Source organism: Pseudomonas sp. FW306-02-D09B (genome assembly GCF_058782685.1).
In genome coordinates this window covers 24,524-41,542 of record NZ_JBYSXY010000016.1, presented here as the reverse complement: position 1 = coordinate 41,542, position 17,019 = coordinate 24,524, and the positions used below count along the sequence as shown (strand labels likewise).

Below are 17,019 nucleotides of genomic sequence, written 5' to 3'. Positions count from 1 at the left end.
CGCTCGGAATGCAAAGCCTCTGATCGAAAACCGCTGGTCGGGGCATCACGTGGCGACTATTATGCGCGCCTTCGAATTTAGCCTAAACAAGGCGCAAACCCATGCTAGTACTGGGATTAGAAACCTCCTGCGACGAAACCGGCGTCGCACTTTACGACAGTGAAAAAGGCCTGTTGGCCGATGCACTGTTCAGCCAGATCGACCTGCATCGCGCCTATGGTGGCGTGGTGCCGGAGCTGGCTTCGCGTGACCACGTCAAACGTATGCTGCCCTTGATTCGTCAGGTGTTGGCTGAAGCCGACTGCGTGCCGACCGAGATCGATGCCATCGCCTACACCGCGGGTCCTGGCCTGGTCGGGGCCTTGCTGGTGGGGGCGTCCTGCGCTCAGGCACTGGCGTTTGCCTGGGGTATTCCAGCCTTGGGTGTGCACCACATGGAAGGTCACTTGCTGGCGCCGATGCTGGAGCCGCAACCGCCCGAATTTCCGTTCGTCGCTTTGTTGGTGTCCGGTGGTCATACCCAGCTGGTTCGAGTCGATGGCATCGGTCAATACGAGTTGTTGGGCGAGACGCTGGATGATGCTGCCGGTGAGGCGTTCGACAAGACGGCGAAGATGATGGGCCTCAATTACCCTGGTGGTCCGGAAATCGCACGATTGGCCGCGCAAGGCGTCGCCGGACGTTTCGTGTTCCCGCGTCCGATGTGTGATCGGCCGGGTCTGGACTTCAGTTTCAGCGGCTTGAAAACCTTTGCCTTGAACACGTGGCAGCAGTGCGTCAGCGCTGGGGACGACGGCGAGCAAACACGCAGCGACATCTCGCTGGCCTTCCAGCAGGCAGTGGTGGAGACTCTGACCATCAAGTGCAAGCGTGCCCTGAAGCAGGCGGGCCTCAAGCGTCTGGTGATCGCTGGCGGCGTCAGTGCAAACAAGGCTTTGCGTGTGTCCCTGGAGAAAATGCTTGGCGACATGAAGGGCGACGTTTACTACGCACGTCCGGAGTTCTGCACCGATAACGGCGCAATGATCGCTTTTGCCGGGTGTCAGCGGTTACAGGCCGGTCAGCAGGAAAGTCTGGCGATCAGCGTGCAGGCGCGTTGGCCGATGGAGCAGTTGTCACCTGTGTAAAGACGGGTGAGTCAGGGTCGTACTCGGCAAGAGTATTTAAAAATGCCGTTCGCGCCCGGCAAACAGGTCGCGTAGATTGCCGCGATGGCGCCAGACGATCAGTGCTGTCAGTGCGCTCATGGGCAGCAATGCTCCCGGCTCCTGCCAGGCCAGCAGTGGCAGGGTCAGGGGCGTGGCGATCAGGGCGGCCAGCGAGCTGGTGCGTGTGAGGTAGAAGGTCAATAGCCACGCGCCGATAGCCAGGAGCGCTGCCGGAGGGTAAAGCCCCAGCAGCATGCCGGCAGCCGTTGCAACACCTTTGCCGCCGCGAAAGCGGAAGTACAGCGGATACAGATGGCCGATCACGGCATAGACGCCGACCCAGGCCTGTTGCTGTACCGAGAGGCTCGCAAGCCCTGCCATCAACACGGGTAGCAGGCCTTTGCAGAGGTCGCCGAGCAAGGTCAGGACGGCGAGTTTTTTGCCGGCCAGGCGTAACATGTTGGTGGCGCCGGCATTACCCGAGCCACTCATTCGCGGATCGGGGTTACCGGTCAGGCGGCTGAGCAAAATGGCAAAGGACAGAGAGCCAAGCAGGTAGGCGAGGATCGCCAGTAACCAAAACATGCTAACTATTCCGGGCGAGGACGCCCTGATTCTAACGGCGCATTGCGCCCTTGTCGTGCTGCGGAGAAGAGTGCTTGGACAGAGTGTTTATCGAGGGCCTGGAAGTCGACACGGTGATCGGTGCCTACGACTGGGAGCGCGGCATCCGTCAGTGCCTGCGTCTTGATCTGAGTTTCGCCTGGGACAATCGCCCGGCAGCGGCCGGTGATGACCTGACCCTGGCGCTCGACTATGCCAGCGTGACGGCACGTATTCAGGCGTTCGCCGAGCAGGCGCAGTACCAACTGGTTGAAACCTTTGCCGAGCGTCTGGCCGAAGTCTTGATGAGCGAATTCAAGATTAGCTGGCTGCGCCTCAAGCTGACCAAACCGGGGGCTATCCCGGCTGCAACGGGCGTGGGCGTGGAGATCGAGCGCGGATGTCGCTAACTCAGGTATTTCTTGGGCTCGGCAGCAATGTCGAGCGCGAAGCTCATTTGCAGGCGGGGCTGGAAGCGCTTGCCGGTTTTCTGGTGGATATACGCTGTTCGGCGGTGTTCGAAAGTCAGCCGGTGGGGATCAAGAGCGGGCCTTTTTTCAATTTCGTGGTATCGGCGTTTACCGATCTGCCGTTGATGGAACTGGACCGTCGGTTGAAGTTTATCGAGGCCGACAACGGTCGTTATGCCCCCGATCGCAAGGGTTTGCCGTTGGATATCGACGTGCTGCTGTATGGCGATCTGGTGGGCAATTTTGACGGATTGATCCTGCCTCGAGCGGAAATCCTGAAAAATGCCTTTGTGCTGTGGCCGTTGTCGCTGATAGCGCCGGACAGGGTGCATCCGGGTGTAGGTAAAAGTTTTGCCTCTCTGTGGAGTGAGGCGAAGATTGATCAGGTATTGGCGCCGGTTGCGTTTGAGTGGCGCGGTGAGCAGTTGACCCCTTCGAATCTGCTGTGACCTTGATGACGCCATCGCGGGCAAGCCTTGCTCCTACAGTATTGTGTCGTACGCCATTTACACGCTCGGCATAGGTCTCGTAGGAGCAAGGCTTGCCCGCGATGCTTTTCAAGCAGACGCCGCTTCTTTGTAGGCCTTCAGAGCCTTGAGCCGTTCGCGCTTGAGCGCCTCGCCCAGCTCCGGGCCTTTGAATCCCAGCTCCAGCAATGGCTGAACCGCCACGGTGCGTGCGGCGGTCGCCGCGCCTCGCAAATAATCCGCTTGTGGATAACTTCTCTGCTCAAGGCCTTTGCGGCCACGGGCATCCATTTCGCAGGCGTTGATGAATTCTTCAAAGCGCTGCGGCCGTCGGTAAACGTCGAAGCTCTGCAGCAATTCCAGCAATGTCGAGGGCTTCAGTTCCAGTGCGCGGTGACCATGGGTGTGGTACTCGCCAACCAGCAACGCCAGCTCCTGGCAGTCGCGCGGGGCCTTGAAGCGCTCGTTGACCGCTTTGATCAGATGCAGGCCCTTGTGCTCGTGAGCGATGTGTCTGGGCCACTGGCTCTCGGGTGTCAGGCCTTTGCCCAGATCATGCAACAGGCAGGCCCAGCGCACGGTCAGCGGCTGCTTGTGCAGGGCGGCCTGCTCGAGAACGCTCAGGGTGTGCACGCCGCTGTCGATTTCCGGGTGGTGGGCTTCGGGTTGTGGCACACCGAACAGCGCGTCAAGCTCGGGGATCAAGACTTTCAGGGCGCCACAGTCACGCAGAACCTGGATGAATACGTGCGGCTGATCTTCCATCAGGGCGCGGGAAATTTCTTTCCAGCTGCGTTCTGCGGTCAGCGCCTCAAGCTCACCTGATTCGCTGAGCTGACGCATCAGCTCCAGGGTCTCGGGGGCTACCGTGAAGCCGAGCCCGGCATAACGTGCGGCGAAACGGGCAACACGCAGTACACGGAGAGGATCTTCGGCGAACGCGGGGGAAACGTGGCGAAGCAGGCGCGCTTCAAGGTCGCGCTGGCCATGATACGGATCGGTTAATCGACCGTGATCGTCTTCGGCCATGGCATTGATCGTCAGGTCGCGACGAATCAGGTCTTCTTCCAGGGTGACTTCCGGACTGGCATGGAAGGTGAAGCCGCCGTAGCCGCGTCCGCTTTTGCGTTCGGTGCGGGCAAGCGCATATTCCTCGCCGCTTTTGGGGTGAAGGAATACCGGAAAATCGGCGCCTACCGGGCGATAGCCCTTGGCGAGCATTTCTTCGGTGCTGGCGCCCACCACCACCCAGTCGATGTCGGTAACAGGCTTGCCGAGCAGGCGATCACGGACCGCGCCGCCGACTTTATAAATCTGCATAAAAAACCTCCGTTAGCCCGACAGGATAACCCTTGCGTCGAACTTTCGGAGGTCCGGCTGACATCAAAGATGAATGACGGCGAGGTCCATCCGGCCGTATTCGCCCTCGCTATGCTCGCCTTTTGGCGGGACATGATGGGTTTTCATTACCTGGTCACCTTGCAGGGTTTCCAGGTGAATATCGAAGCCCCAGAGGCGGTGCAGGTGCTTGAGCACTTCCTCGGTGGAGTCCCCGAGTGGTTTGCGATCATGTTGCTGATGGCGCAGTGTCAGCGAGCGGTCGCCGCGCCGGTCGATACTGTAGATCTGTATGTTCGGTTCGCGGTTACCCAGGTTGTACTGTGCTGCCAGGGTTTCACGAATGGTCCGATAGCCTTCTTCGTCATGAATGGCTGGCACCAGCAGGTCGTCTTTCTGGTCGTCATCGAGAATGCTGAACAGTTTCAGGTCACGAATCACTTTGGGTGACAGGTACTGCAGGATGAAGCTTTCGTCCTTGAAGCTGCTCATGGCGAACTTGATGCTAGACAGCCAGTCGGTCCCGGCGATTTCGGGGAACCAGCGGTAATCCTCTTCAGTAGGGGCTTCGCACATGCGCCGAATGTCGCGGTACATGGAAAAACCCAGGGTGTAGGGGTTGATGCCATTGTAGTAAGGGCTGTCGAACCCGGGCTGGAAGACTACGCTGGTGTGAGAGGCCAGGAACTCCATCATGAAGCCGTCGGTCACCAGGCCCTCATCGTACAGGTCGTTCATCAGGGTGTAGTGCCAGAACGTCGCCCAGCCCTCGTTCATGACCTGAGTCTGACGCTGTGGATAAAAGTACTGCGCGATCTTGCGCACGATCCGTACGATTTCCCGTTGCCATGGCTCCAGCAGCGGGGCGTGCTTTTCGATGAAGTAGAGGATGTTCTCCTGCGGTTCTGCCGGAAAGCGTGCGTTGTCTTTCTCGTTGAACTTGTCTGCGCCTTTTGGAATGGTGCGCCACAGGTCGTTGATCTGCTTTTGCAGGTGTTCTTCACGATCCTTTTGCCGACGTCGCTCTTCTTCCGCGGAAATCGGATAAGGACGTTTGTAGCGGTCGACACCGTAGTTCATCAGGGCATGACAGGAGTCGAGCAGGTCTTCCACGGCATCGATGCCATGGCGTTCTTCGCATTGCATGATGTACTGCTTGGCAAACACCAGGTAGTCGATGATCGAGCTGGCATCGGTCCAGGTGCGGAACAGGTAATTACCCTTGAAAAAGCTGTTGTGGCCGTAGCAGGCGTGGGCCACTACCAGTGCCTGCATGCAGATGGTGTTTTCTTCCATCAGGTAGGCGATGCACGGGTCCGAGTTGATCACGATCTCGTAGGCCAGTCCCATCTGGCCGCGACTGTAGGACTTCTCGGTGCTGAGGAAGTGTTTGCCATAGGACCAGTGGTGATAGCCCAGCGGCATGCCGACAGAGGCGTAGGCATCCATCATCTGCTCGGCGGTAATCACCTCGATCTGGTTGGGATAAGTATCCAGCGCGTAGCGGGCCGCAAGGCGGCTGATTTCCCGGTCGTAGGCCTGGATCAGCTCAAACGTCCATTCGGAGCCGGTGGATATGGGTTGGCGCTTCTGCTCTTTGGCGGTCATGTCACTAACCTGCGCTGGAAGAGTTCACGGAAAACCGGATAGATATCCCCGGCTGAAACCAGCTGTTGCTGGGCAAACGTATCGGAAAAGGCTTCGCTGATACGCTCGTATTCGTACCACAGGGCCTGGTGTTCGCGGGGGGTAATCTCCACATAAGTGTAGTACTGCACGAATGGCATGATCTGGTTGATCAGGATGTCTCGGCAGATCGGCGAGTCATCGTTCCAGTTGTCACCGTCGGAAGCTTGCGCGGCGTAAATGTTCCAGTCGTTGCTCGGATACCGTTCGGCCATGATCTCCTGCATCAGTTTCAGGGCGCTGGAAACGATGGTGCCGCCGGTTTCGCGAGAGTAGAAGAACTCTTCCTCATCGACTTCCCGGGCGCTGGTGTGGTGGCGGATAAACACCACATCGATTTTCTCGTAGTTACGCTTGAGGAACAGGTACAGCAGGATGAAGAACCGTTTGGCGATGTCCTTGGTGGCTTGGGTCATGGAGCCGGAAACGTCCATCAGGCAGAACATTACCGCCTTGGAGCTGGGGTTGGGCTGCTTGATCAGCAGGTTGTACTTGAGGTCGAAGGTGTCGAGAAACGGCACACGGTTGATGCGCGCGCTCAAGCGTTCGATTTCTGCCTCGATTTCCTGAATATCGCCGAAATTGTCTGGTTCTTCCTGTTTAAGTCGTGCCAGTTCCTCTTTTGCTACCCGCAGTTTCTCCCGGCTGCTGCCTGATAGTGCGATACGCCGAGCATGGGCCGAGCGCAGGGTGCGGATGATGTTGATCCGTGAAGGATTGCCTTCGTTGCTGATGCCGGCGCGCACGGTCTTGAAAGTATCAGTGCCGCTCAGGTTGCGCTTGACCAGGTTCGGCAGCTCCAGGTCCTCGAACATGAACTCGAGAAATTCTTCCTGGGTGATCTGGAACACAAACTCGTCCATGCCCTCGCCGGAGTTGCCGGCCTTGCCGGGGCCTCTGCCGCCGCCACCTCCCGGCGGACGAGCAATATGCTCGCCGCTGGTGAACTCCTTGTTGCCGGGATGCACGATGGTCTGCTTGCCGCCGCGACCATGGTGAAGCACTGGCTCGTCGATATCGCGGCCAGGAATGCTGATTTGCTCACCGTGCTCCATATCGGTAATGGAACGCCGGCTGACCGCCTCTTCGACGGCCTTCTTGATGTGATCACGGTAGCGCCGCAGAAACCGCTGACGGTTTACCGTGCTCTTGTTCTTGCCATTGAGACGTCGGTCGATCACATAGCTCATGACTGCTCCTTAGAAGCTGTCTTGAGAAATCGCGAGCAAGTCTGGCGGTAATGGGCGCGGGGCAGGAGGCGCGATCTTGCGCCTCCCGTACCACCTGCGCGTTGCCTGGACTTCGCTGCCGATTTCCAAACACCTTCCTGAAACCTGTGTAACAGAAATTTGTCATGCAGGCTCCGGGCTAACGACAACCGGTCTGACCGGCAGCGTATTACTGCGATTTCCTGACCCGCAGGTACCACTCGGAGAGCAGTCGTACCTGTTTGTCGGTGTAGCCGCGCTCGACCATCCGTGTAACGAAGTCGTTGTGTTTCTGCTGGTCCTCTTTGCTGGCCTTGGCGTTGAAGCTGATAACCGGCAGCAGATCCTCGGTGTTCGAGAACATTTTCTTCTCGATGACCACCCGCAGCTTCTCGTAGCTGAGCCAGGTCGGATTCTTGCCGTTGTTGTTGGCCCGGGCACGCAGGACGAAGTTGACGATTTCGTTGCGGAAATCCTTCGGATTGCTGATGCCCGCCGGTTTCTCGATTTTCTCCAGCTCTTCGTTGAGGGCTACGCGGTTGAGGATCTCGCCGGTTTCCGGATCGCGGTATTCCTGATCCTGAATCCAGAAGTCCGCGTAGAGCACATAGCGGTCGAAGATGTTTTGCCCGTATTCGCTGTAGGATTCCAGGTAGGCGGTCTGGATTTCCTTGCCGATGAACTCGATATAACGCGGCGCCAGGTACTCTTTCAGGAAGCGCAGATAGCGCTCGCGGGTTTCCGCCTGGAACTGTTCCTGTTCGATCTGTTGTTCCAGCACATAGAGCAGATGCACCGGGTTGGCTGCGATTTCATGCGGGTCGAAGTTGAAGACTTTCGACAGGATCTTGAAGGCAAACCGGGTCGAAAGACCGTTCATGCCTTCGTCAACGCCCGCGGTGTCGCGGTATTCCTGGATCGATTTGGCCTTCGGATCGGTGTCCTTGAGGTTTTCACCGTCATACACGCGCATTTTTGAGTAGATGTTCGAGTTTTCCGGCTCTTTGAGGCGTGAGAGCACAGTGAACTGAGCGAGCATCTTCAGTGTGTCGGGTGCGCAGTGGGCCTTGGCCAGGGAGCTGTTGAACAGCAGCTTGTCGTAGATCTTCACTTCGTCACTGACCCGCAGGCAATACGGTACTTTGACGATGTAGATCCGGTCGATGAAGGCTTCGTTGTTCTTGTTGTTGCGGAAGGTGTGCCACTCCGATTCGTTGGAGTGCGCGAGCAGGATCCCGGTGAACGGAATCGCGCCCAGGCCTTCGGTACTGTTGTAGTTGCCTTCCTGGGTGGCGGTCAGCAATGGGTGCAGCACCTTGATTGGTGCCTTGAACATTTCGACGAATTCCATCAGGCCCTGGTTGGAGCGGCAAAGTGCACCCGAGTAGCTATAGGCGTCGGCGTCGTTCTGCGGGAACTCTTCCAGTTTGCGAATATCGACCTTGCCCACCAGCGCCGAGATGTCCTGGTTGTTTTCGTCACCCGGTTCGGTCTTGGCCACGGCGATCTGGTTGAGGATCGACGGGTAGAGTTTGACCACCCGGAACTGGCTGATATCGCCTCCGAATTCGGCCAGGCGTTTGGTCGCCCAAGGCGACATGATGGTGTTCAGGTAGCGCCGCGGAATGCCGAAATCCTCTTCGAGGATTGCGCCGTCTTCGGTGGCGTTGAACAGCCCCAGCGGAGACTCGAACACCGGGGAGCCCTTGATGGCATAGAAGGGCACTTTTTCGATCAGCTGTTTCAGCTTCTCGGCCAGGGATGACTTACCGCCACCGACGGGGCCGAGCAGGTAGAGGATCTGTTTCTTCTCTTCCAGGCCCTGAGCTGCGTGGCGGAAGTAGGAGACGATCTGGTCGATGCATTCTTCCATCCCGTGGAAGTCTTCAAAGGCCGGATACCGACGGATCACCTTGTTGGAAAAGATGCGCGACAGTCTCGAATTGGTCGAGGTGTCGAGCAACTCCGGTTCGCCGATGGCCAGCAGTAGTCGCTCGGCGGCGGACGCGTAGGCGCTACGGTCCTTTTTGCACAGTTCGAGATACTCCTGCAGAGTGAGCTCTTCCTGCCGTGTGGACTCGAAGCGTTGTTGGAAGTGGCTAAAGATACTCATGACGTCACCTCGCTCGATACGTGGAGCCGACGTCGGATCAATCAGTGGATGCTGGCAAGCAACTGAAAGTGCAGTTGCCTTTTACCCCCCTGAACACCTTCAAAGCTATCAACCCTGAAAGCTACTCCCGATGATCCGTGCGCCGGTGTACCGGCTCTCCCCTGTTTTGGATGGCCTGAGGCTAAGGATAGTTCGGAATCTGCAAGGTAAGGGGGGCAATGCGTAGTTTTGTTATGACTACCGTTCGTCAGCCCACGGCGGGCGTGGGCTGGAGCGTGTGAAAAAAATTATTCGGCAGTGCCTTGCGCTGTTTCCGAGGGATAAATCGTACGCCAAAGCTCGAATCCACCGTCCATGCTGTAGACGTCGGAAAAGCCCTGGCTGACCAGATATGCGGCGGCGCCCTGGCTGGAATTACCGTGATAGCAAACCACTACGGTCGGTGCGTCGAGGTCGGCGGCGGTGATGAATGCGTGCAGGGAATGATTATCCAGATGCTTCGATCCGCTGATGTGCAGTGCGGCAAAAGTTGCCGGATCGCGGACATCGACTACCACCGCGCCTTGTTCGCGCAATGCCTGGGCTTGTTCTGGGGGGATGCGTTTGAATTCGCTCATGGCGGGCTCCTGTGGCCTGACTGAAAGCGCAGCCTAGCGCTTGGCGCTGGCCGACAATAGTTCGGGGGTCGTTGGGGGGACATACGGCAAGGTGTGGCCCTGGGCATCGCATTTGCAATGCAGGCGCTCGCCGGTATCAACGTTCATCAAGGTCATCGAGCCACCCCAGACACAACCGCTGTCCAGGGCGAAGATGCCCGGTTCGTTACATTTACCTTCGAGCGCGGCCCAGTGGCCGAAAATGATCTTCTTTCCGCGGGTCTTGCGTTGCTGGTGTGAGAACCAGGGGGCGTAACCGGGTAGCGCGCTATCGAGGCCTTCCTTGCTCTTGAGATCTAGCTTGCCGTCGCTGGTGCAAAAACGCATGCGAGTGAAGTAGTTGGTGATCACCCGCAGGCGGGCAACACCTTTAAGGTCGCCGTCCCACTTAAGCGGTTCGTTGCCATACATGCCATCGAGGTAGGGCGCGATGCGGTTGTCGTCACGTAATACTTCTTCGACTTCGGCGGCGCACTTCAAGGCTTTGCGCAGGGACCACTGCGGCGGTATACCGGCATGGACCAAGGCAATATCGCGTTGTTCGTCGTAGTGCATGAGCTTTTGCTGGCGCAGCCACTCAAGCAGGTCCTCGCGATCCGGGGCTTCGAGGATTTCACGCAGGGTGTCGGCTTTGCGCAAGCGTTCGATGTTGTAGCCGGCAGCCAGCAAGTGCAGGTCATGGTTGCCCAGTACGCACACCAGCGATTCGCGGATGCCATAGAGAAAGCGCAGGGTTTCCAGCGATTGCGGGCCGCGGTTGACCAGGTCGCCGACCAGCCACAGATGATCCGTTGCAGGGTCGAAGGCAACCCGCTTGAGCAGGCATTGCAGGGGCTCAAGGCAGCCTTGCAGGTCGCCGACGGCGTACGTCGCCATCAGTGCAGGGCTCCGGGCACCGCCAGGCGGAATGGCGCGATGATAGCGTCGAAGTGTTTACCGTCTTCAGCGAGCATTTGATAAGTCCCCTGCATGTTGCCAACGCGGGTAGTCATCACGGTGCCGCTGCTGTAGGTGTGGCTCTGGCCGACATCGATCAGCGGTTGCTGACCCACCACGCCTGCGCCGCGAACCTCTTCGACATGGCCGTCGCCATCGGTAATTACCCAGTGCCGCGAGAGCAACCTGGCCGGTAGCAGGCCGTTGTTCTGTACGGTAATGGTGTAGGCAAAGGCAAAGCGGTTCTGCTCGGGTTGCGATTGTTCTGCCAGATAGCGGGTGACGACGCTGACGTCAACCTGATAGCGAGGATCGGACATGCAAGAGGCCTTAAAAGCTAAGCGGGGCGCGTAACTGATTGAGGTCAGTCTAGGCCAGGTACCGGGTAGTAAACCAGACTGGAAGGCTGGTGTCCTACCCGATAACGCTTCTGACCTGTCAGATGTCGGCAGGCTGCTCGGCGACTTGTTCGCTGAGCTTGTCAGCCAGACGGACGAAGGCCGCCAGATCGAGCTGCTCCGGGCGCAGGCTGCCATCGACGCCGGCGGCTTCGATTTCAGCATTGCTCAGCAGGGCCTTGAGGGTGTTGCGCAGGGTCTTGCGGCGCTGGTTGAAGGCTTCGCGAACGACGCGCTCCAGCAAGCGATGGTCTTTGGCCGGGTGCGGCAGCACGGCGTGCGGTACCAGGCGGACGATCGCCGAGTCGACTTTTGGTGGCGGGTTGAAGGCGCCAGGGCCGACGTTGAACAAGTGTTCGACCCGGCAGTGGTACTGAACCATGATCGACAGGCGACCCCAATCGCCACCGCCAGGACCTGCCGCCAGTCGTTCGACCACTTCCTTTTGCAGCATGAAGTGCATGTCGCGGATGATGCCTGCGTTGTTCAGCAGGTGGAAAATCAGCGGCGTGGAGATGTTGTACGGCAGGTTGCCGACCACGCGCAGGCTGTTGGGTGCGGCATTCAGGCTGTTGAAGTCGAACTTCAGTGCATCGCCCTGGTGCAGGTTGAAATTGCTCTTGCCGGCGAATTGCTGGTTGAGGATCGGGATCAGGTCCTTGTCCAGCTCAACCACGTCCAGTTGGGCGCCGCTATTGAGCAGGCCTTCGGTGAGCGCGCCCTGGCCCGGACCGATTTCCAGCAGACGGTCATCGGGCTTGGCATGAATGGAGCGCAGGATGCGGTCGATAACGCCAGCATCGTGCAGGAAGTTCTGGCCGAAACGCTTGCGCGCCCGGTGTTGGTAATGCTCGGTCATAAACGGGTCTCGGCCATCTGGTAGGCGGTTTCCAGGGCGACTTGCAGGCTGCCGGTGTCGATTTTTCCGCTGCCAGCCAGGTCCAGGGCGGTGCCGTGGTCGACTGAAGTGCGGATGATCGGCAAGCCGAGGGTCACGTTGACTGCCGCGCCGAAGCCTTTGTATTTCAGCACGGGCAGGCCCTGGTCGTGGTACATCGCCAGCACCGCATCGCAGTGCTCCAGATATTTGGGGGTAAACAGAGTGTCGGCGGGCAGGGGGCCACGCAGGTCCATGCCTTCAGCGCGCAGACGCTCCAGGGTTGGTTCAATGATGTCGATTTCTTCGTGGCCCAGGTGTCCGCCTTCGCCGGCATGCGGGTTGAGTCCGCAAACGAGGATGCGTGGCCGGGCGATGCCGAACTTTTGTTGCAGGTCGGTGTGCAGAATCCGTGTAACCCGCTCCAGGCGTTCAGGGGTAATTGCATCGGCAATCTCCCGCAACGGCAGGTGCGTGGTAACCAGCGCGACTCGCAAGCCGCGTGTGGCGAGCATCATCACCACTTGAGGGGTGTGAGTCAGGTCTGCGAGGAACTCGGTGTGGCCGGAGAAGGCAATGCCCGACTCATTGATCACGCCCTTATGCACGGGGGCGGTAATCATTCCGGCGAAGTGCCCGTCCAGGCAGCCAACGCCTGCGCGGGTCAGGGTTTCCAGGACAAAGGCGGCATTGGCCTTGTCCAGTTGTCCGGCAGTAACCGGTGCGCTGAGCGGAGTATCCCAGACATACAGGCTGTTGGCCGGCGCAGGAATGTCCGGCCAGCTGTCCGGTGTTACCGGCAGCAGATCAACGACCACGCCCAGCTGCGCGGCCCGCTCAAGGAGCAGGGCGCGGCTGGTAATGGCAATCAGGGGATGTGGCTGGGCTTGCGAGGCGAGTAGCAGGCACAGGTCAGGACCTATGCCGGCCGGCTCGCCGGGTGTCAGCGCAAAACGCTTGGGGTTCACTTCGCCGCCTGGTCGACGCCAGGGAGCTTGATTTCAACGTAGGCTTCGTCACGGATCTGACGCAACCAGGTTTGCAGCTCTTCGTCGTATTTGCGGTTACGCAGTACGGTCATTGCCTGCTGTTCACGGGCCTGGCTGGTGCTGTCGGTGGCGCGGCGGCCAAGGACTTCCAGTACGTGCCAGCCATATTGAGTCTTGAACGGCTTGGACAGCTGACCTTGTTGGGTCTTGGCCATGACTTCGCGGAATTCCGGCACCAGCGCGTTCGGGTCGATCCAGTTGAGGTCGCCGCCGTTAAGGGCAGAACCCGGGTCTTCCGAATAGCTTTTCGCCAGTTCAGCGAAGTCTTCACCCGCAGAAATACGGGTGTAGAGCGATTGAGCCAGAGCCTTGGTTTTTTCTTCGTCGCGGATCGGGCTCGGTTTGACCAGAATATGGCGAACGTGTACTTCGTCACGCACCTGATTGCCGCCGCCGCGTTTTTCCAACACTTTGAGGATGATGAAACCGCCCGGTGTACGTGCCGGTTGGGTGACATCGCCCACTGACATGGCACTCAGCTCGCGGTCAAACGGAGGTGGCAGTTGAGCGGCTTTACGCCAGCCCATGTCGCCACCTTCCAGTGCGTTGTCGCTCGCGGATTTGGCGATGGCCAGTTGAGAGAAGTCAGCACCCTGCTTGAGTTGCTGATAGATCTCCATGGCCTGGCGCGCAGCGTTCTGAATCGCTTCCGAATTGGCGCTTTCCGGTGTCGGGATCAGGATGTTGGCCAGGTGCAGTTCTTCAGAGAGTTGCACTTTGCCCAGGTCGGAGGCGAGGAAGTTTTTCACTTCCTGCTCGGACACCTGAATCCGTTCGGCCACACGACGCTGGCGAACACGGCTGATGATCATCTCGCGACGGATCTGGTCACGAGCGTCGTCGTAAGACAGGCCGTCGTGAGTCAGTGCCGCACGGAACTGATCTACAGTCATGTTGTTGCGCTGGGCAATGGTGCCGACAGCCTGGTTCAGTTCTTCATCGCTAATGCGGATACCAGAGCGTTCGCCAATCTGCAGTTGCAGGTTTTCGACGATCAGGCGTTCGAGCACCTGCTGTTCCAGCACGCTGGTTGGTGGTGTGCCGCCACCGCGCTTGGCGATGGTTTGCTGAACTTCATGAACCCGCTGGTCCAGCTGGCTCTGCATGACCACGTCGTTGTCGACGATAGCCACCACTTTGTCGATGGACTGTACCGCGGCGTTAGCCGCGGTACCCAGGAACAGCGCGCCCAGCAGCAGCGGGCGCAGACAATCAGAAAGCTTGGTCTTCACGTTCACGATAACCTTGAATGCCTTTGTCGAGGAAGCTCTCTACCTTGGTGCCAGTAACGCCACCGAGACCTTTCAGAACAATTTGGAGGAAGACGCCATGGTCGCCTTTTTCGTTTTGCGGGGCTTCTTGACTGAACTCGTCATATGACACCCAGTAACGGTTGATCAGGCGCAGTTTCCAGCAGCAGTTGTCGTACTCGAAACCACCGAAGGCTTCCAGGGTGCGGTTGCGGTTGTAGTCGTACTGCCAGCGGCTGATGGCATTCCATTGCGGCACGACTGGCCAGATAACCGAGAAGTCGTGCTGTTTGATCTTGTAGTAATCCTTCACATAGCCAGGTTGGCCAGGGGTGCCGTAGTCGCCGCCACCCACTGTCCATTTACCCGTCGTCTGGTCGTAACGAATCTGGTCATTGCGATAGCGATAACCGGCGTTGATGACCTTGTTTGGATTATCTTCCGGCTGGTAGTGGAACATCGCGCTACCCGAGCGAGGTTTGCGGCTGTCCGGGTCCCAGTTGTAGTCGGCTGTGGTCCGCCAATCGCGGTTCCAGCGGTATTCATATTCCAGGGCGTACGGCGAGACGTTGGAGTGCGCATCGGCACGGGTTCTTGCATCGATACCTGGCAACTGTACTTCGCGGTCCTTGAAGTACATGGCCTGGCCAACGCTGATGCGTTGACGTTCGAAACCGTTGTCTTCGATCCAGCGGTTGGTCACGCCCAGCGACAACTTGTTCTCGTCGCCAACGCGGTCGGAGCCCGAGAAGCGGTTGTCGCGGAACAGCGAGGCGTAGTTAAACGTGTACTCGCCGGTGTCGAATACCGGGATGTCGGACTGATCTTTCTCTGGAACATAGAGGTAGTACAGACGAGGTTCCAGGGTCTGGCGGTAGTTCTTGCCGAACCATTGAGTGCTACGGTCGAAGTACAGCCCGCTATCAATGCTGGCGATTGGCACGCCGCGATTCTGATTACGACCAAACGTACCACCGATGTAGTCGGTGCCATTTCGCGCAGCAGCAGCTTTGTTATCGATGATTTCCTGCTTGCCTGTTCCGTCGAGATCAAGATCGTATTGTGTGTACTGGTACTTGAGCGATGGTTTCAGGAAGCCATAGGTCCAGTTGAGGGGGAGACTGACAGTTGGCGCCAGATTTAGGCGGTCGCCATTGGCGCGTGCCAAACCGTTGACGTTGGTGTCGAGTCGATCGGACGGGGTGCCGTCCTGGTCGAAATATTTCCCTGTTTGCAGGCTCCGCTCAAACCGTACGGCTTCTGTTTCGTAGGCGAAGTTCAGCCCGCCAGGATGTTGCGGTAGGGCACCGTTGAAGGTGATCTGCGGCAGGCGGTTGTACGGCGTGATGTTGGAGATCGTTGCCAGCTGAAATGCCTGTGCATTCACGCGGGCGGTGTAGGTATCGCCACGGTAGGTGACTGCACCTTGCTGATTCACGAAGTCGCGGCTTTGAACGCCTATCTGATCGGATTGCAGATCCTGGAAGTAATACGGGTCGCTGATTTTGGTGTAGTCGACCTCGGTCATTACCCGCGAATCCAGCCCGCCTTTGTGCTGCCAGTTGAGCAGGTAGCGGGTTTTTTCGTAGTCGGACTGCAACTTGCGTTCGGTGTCATCGTCGTTGAGGTACGCGGCGCCGAACTGACCTTCGCTGGACTTGGTCAGGTAGCGGAACTCGCCTTCCATCAACATGCCGCGCTTGCTCATGTAGCGCGGGTACACCGTGGCATCGTAGTTCGGTGCCAGGTTGAAGTAGTACGGTGTGACCAGCATGAAGCCGGTTTTGGTGCTGGTGCCGAAGCTAGGCGGCAGGAAGCCGGACTGGCGACGGTTATCTATAGGGAAATAGATATACGGGGTGTAGAACACCGGAATGTCCTTGACCCGCAGTGTCACGTTGGTCCCGGTACCGAAACCGGTCGCCGGGTTCAAGGTGATGTTGTTGCCCTTGAGCTGCCAGGCGTTGCTGTTCGGTTCGCACGTGGTGTACGTACCATCCTTGAGGCGGATGATCGCGTTCTCGGCACGTTTGGCATACAGCGCGCTGCCGCGGACACGGGATTTGTGCATCACGTATTCGGCGTTGTCGACCTGGGCTTCACCGGTATCGAGTTGCACTTCAGCGTGATCGCCGACGATCAGTGCGCCGTTGTCGCGCACGCGCACGTTACCGTTCAGATCGCCACGGTTTTCGGCTTGATACAGGTTGGCTTCATCGGCCTCGACCTGCATGCTGCCCTGGCGCATGACCACGTCACCGGCGAGGGTCGCCACCTGTTCATCCTGCTGGTAGCGGGAGGCTTTGGCGCCGATAAACGTCGGGGCGTCACTTTTATTCGTCGTGTCATTCATGCCAGGACGAATTGGTTCGATATAGGAACCAGAGCAATAAGGACCTGTTTCAGCCAATTGGGCAGCGGTGAGTTTCTCACGCGGGACCCAGTCGAGGTGGCTGTAGTCGGCGCTACGCGACTTCAGGGCGCGGCCCTTGGCTTCGGTGACCAGCACAGGCTTGTTGGCGGTTTCGCCACCTGCAGTGCTGCTCTCGGCCGTTGACTCGTTGCCCGAACTGACCGCGCTGCCCTCATGTACAGGGCGCGGTGGTAATTGGGCTGCGTTGGCTTTTGGCGCGCAGTCCCAGGCACCCGAAGCAGAGACTGAGCAGTCATACTGTTCCGCGGCGACCACGAACGAAGTGGCTAGAGGTTGCAGGGCCAGCAAACTGCCGGTGACCAACAACGGAAATTTTTTACGAAACGCGGGGGATTTCAATGCCATCTTATTAGTCCGGGCTTCCTGCGTGCCATCTGCCCGCGGTG

15 protein-coding genes are annotated in these 17,019 nt (G+C 58.5%); 3 read left to right on the top strand and 12 right to left on the bottom strand.

The features are described from left to right. The first annotated feature begins 101 nt into the window (after window positions 1-101). Window positions 102-1,127 carry a tRNA (adenosine(37)-N6)-threonylcarbamoyltransferase complex transferase subunit TsaD gene (gene tsaD / locus AC3WK5_RS23255; protein WP_054594322.1) on the top strand — a complete coding sequence of 342 codons (1,026 nt, stop codon included), beginning with the start codon at window positions 102-104 and terminating at the stop codon, window positions 1,125-1,127. A gap of 36 nt (window positions 1,128-1,163) precedes the next feature. Here the strand turns inward: tsaD and plsY are convergent, their stop codons facing one another. Beyond that, entirely contained in the window at window positions 1,164-1,733 is a 570-nt protein-coding gene (gene plsY, locus AC3WK5_RS23250; protein ID WP_103319625.1) for a glycerol-3-phosphate 1-O-acyltransferase PlsY, read from the bottom strand. Window positions 1,734-1,807: 74 nt separating this feature from the next. Here plsY and folB point away from each other — a divergent pair, with 74 nt between their 5' ends. Together folB and folK are read left to right on the top strand one after the other, a co-directional pair. After that, on the top strand, window positions 1,808-2,161 hold the full coding sequence (folB, locus tag AC3WK5_RS23245; protein WP_103319627.1) for a dihydroneopterin aldolase: 354 nt from the start codon (window positions 1,808-1,810) through the stop codon (window positions 2,159-2,161). Next, entirely contained in the window at window positions 2,152-2,670 is a 519-nt protein-coding gene (gene folK / locus AC3WK5_RS23240; protein WP_103319629.1) for a 2-amino-4-hydroxy-6-hydroxymethyldihydropteridine diphosphokinase, read from the top strand. The genes folB and folK overlap by 10 nt, the downstream gene beginning before the upstream one ends. Window positions 2,671-2,778: 108 nt before the next feature. On the opposite strand, the gene AC3WK5_RS23235 is transcribed toward folK, so the two are convergent. The 11 genes from AC3WK5_RS23235 to AC3WK5_RS23185 all read right to left on the bottom strand — a co-directional run bounded on the left by AC3WK5_RS23235 (window position 2,779) and on the right by AC3WK5_RS23185 (window position 16,978). Beyond that, window positions 2,779-4,008 carry a multifunctional CCA addition/repair protein gene (locus AC3WK5_RS23235; RefSeq protein WP_103319631.1) on the bottom strand — a complete coding sequence of 410 codons (1,230 nt, stop codon included), beginning with the start codon at window positions 4,006-4,008 and terminating at the stop codon, window positions 2,779-2,781. 63 nt (window positions 4,009-4,071) lie between these two features. After that, on the bottom strand, window positions 4,072-5,634 hold the full coding sequence (locus AC3WK5_RS23230; protein WP_103319633.1) for a SpoVR family protein: 1,563 nt from the start codon (window positions 5,632-5,634) through the stop codon (window positions 4,072-4,074). Beyond that, window positions 5,631-6,902, bottom strand: a complete 1,272-nt coding sequence (locus tag AC3WK5_RS23225; protein ID WP_054594316.1) for a YeaH/YhbH family protein — start codon at window positions 6,900-6,902, stop codon at window positions 5,631-5,633. The genes AC3WK5_RS23230 and AC3WK5_RS23225 overlap by 4 nt, the downstream gene beginning before the upstream one ends. Before the next feature lie 208 nt (window positions 6,903-7,110). After that, window positions 7,111-9,033, bottom strand: coding sequence for a PrkA family serine protein kinase (locus tag AC3WK5_RS23220; protein WP_054594315.1), 1,923 nt, complete (start codon window positions 9,031-9,033; stop codon window positions 7,111-7,113). A 287-nt stretch (window positions 9,034-9,320) separates the two neighbouring features. Next, window positions 9,321-9,650 carry a thiosulfate sulfurtransferase GlpE gene (glpE, locus tag AC3WK5_RS23215; protein ID WP_054594314.1) on the bottom strand — a complete coding sequence of 110 codons (330 nt, stop codon included), beginning with the start codon at window positions 9,648-9,650 and terminating at the stop codon, window positions 9,321-9,323. A gap of 33 nt (window positions 9,651-9,683) precedes the next feature. Next, complete coding sequence (locus AC3WK5_RS23210; protein ID WP_103319635.1) at window positions 9,684-10,565, bottom strand: symmetrical bis(5'-nucleosyl)-tetraphosphatase; 882 nt, start codon at window positions 10,563-10,565, stop codon at window positions 9,684-9,686. Next, window positions 10,565-10,945 carry a Co2+/Mg2+ efflux protein ApaG gene (gene apaG / locus AC3WK5_RS23205; protein ID WP_103319637.1) on the bottom strand — a complete coding sequence of 127 codons (381 nt, stop codon included), beginning with the start codon at window positions 10,943-10,945 and terminating at the stop codon, window positions 10,565-10,567. The genes AC3WK5_RS23210 and apaG overlap by 1 nt, the downstream gene beginning before the upstream one ends. 118 nt (window positions 10,946-11,063) lie before the next feature. After that, complete coding sequence (gene rsmA / locus AC3WK5_RS23200; RefSeq protein WP_103319640.1) at window positions 11,064-11,882, bottom strand: 16S rRNA (adenine(1518)-N(6)/adenine(1519)-N(6))-dimethyltransferase RsmA; 819 nt, start codon at window positions 11,880-11,882, stop codon at window positions 11,064-11,066. Beyond that, window positions 11,879-12,868, bottom strand: coding sequence for a 4-hydroxythreonine-4-phosphate dehydrogenase PdxA (pdxA, locus tag AC3WK5_RS23195; RefSeq protein WP_103319642.1), 990 nt, complete (start codon window positions 12,866-12,868; stop codon window positions 11,879-11,881). Before pdxA ends, rsmA begins: the two co-directional genes overlap by 4 nt. Continuing rightward, window positions 12,865-14,187 (bottom strand): peptidylprolyl isomerase SurA, encoded by a 1,323-nt coding sequence (gene surA / locus AC3WK5_RS23190; RefSeq protein ID WP_173859940.1) that lies wholly within the window; start codon window positions 14,185-14,187, stop codon window positions 12,865-12,867. The genes pdxA and surA overlap by 4 nt, the downstream gene beginning before the upstream one ends. Next, a complete protein-coding gene (locus tag AC3WK5_RS23185; RefSeq protein WP_103319644.1) occupies window positions 14,162-16,978 on the bottom strand; it encodes an LPS-assembly protein LptD in 2,817 nt (938 codons plus the stop codon). Before AC3WK5_RS23185 ends, surA begins: the two co-directional genes overlap by 26 nt. Window positions 16,979-17,019: the final 41 nt, after the last annotated feature.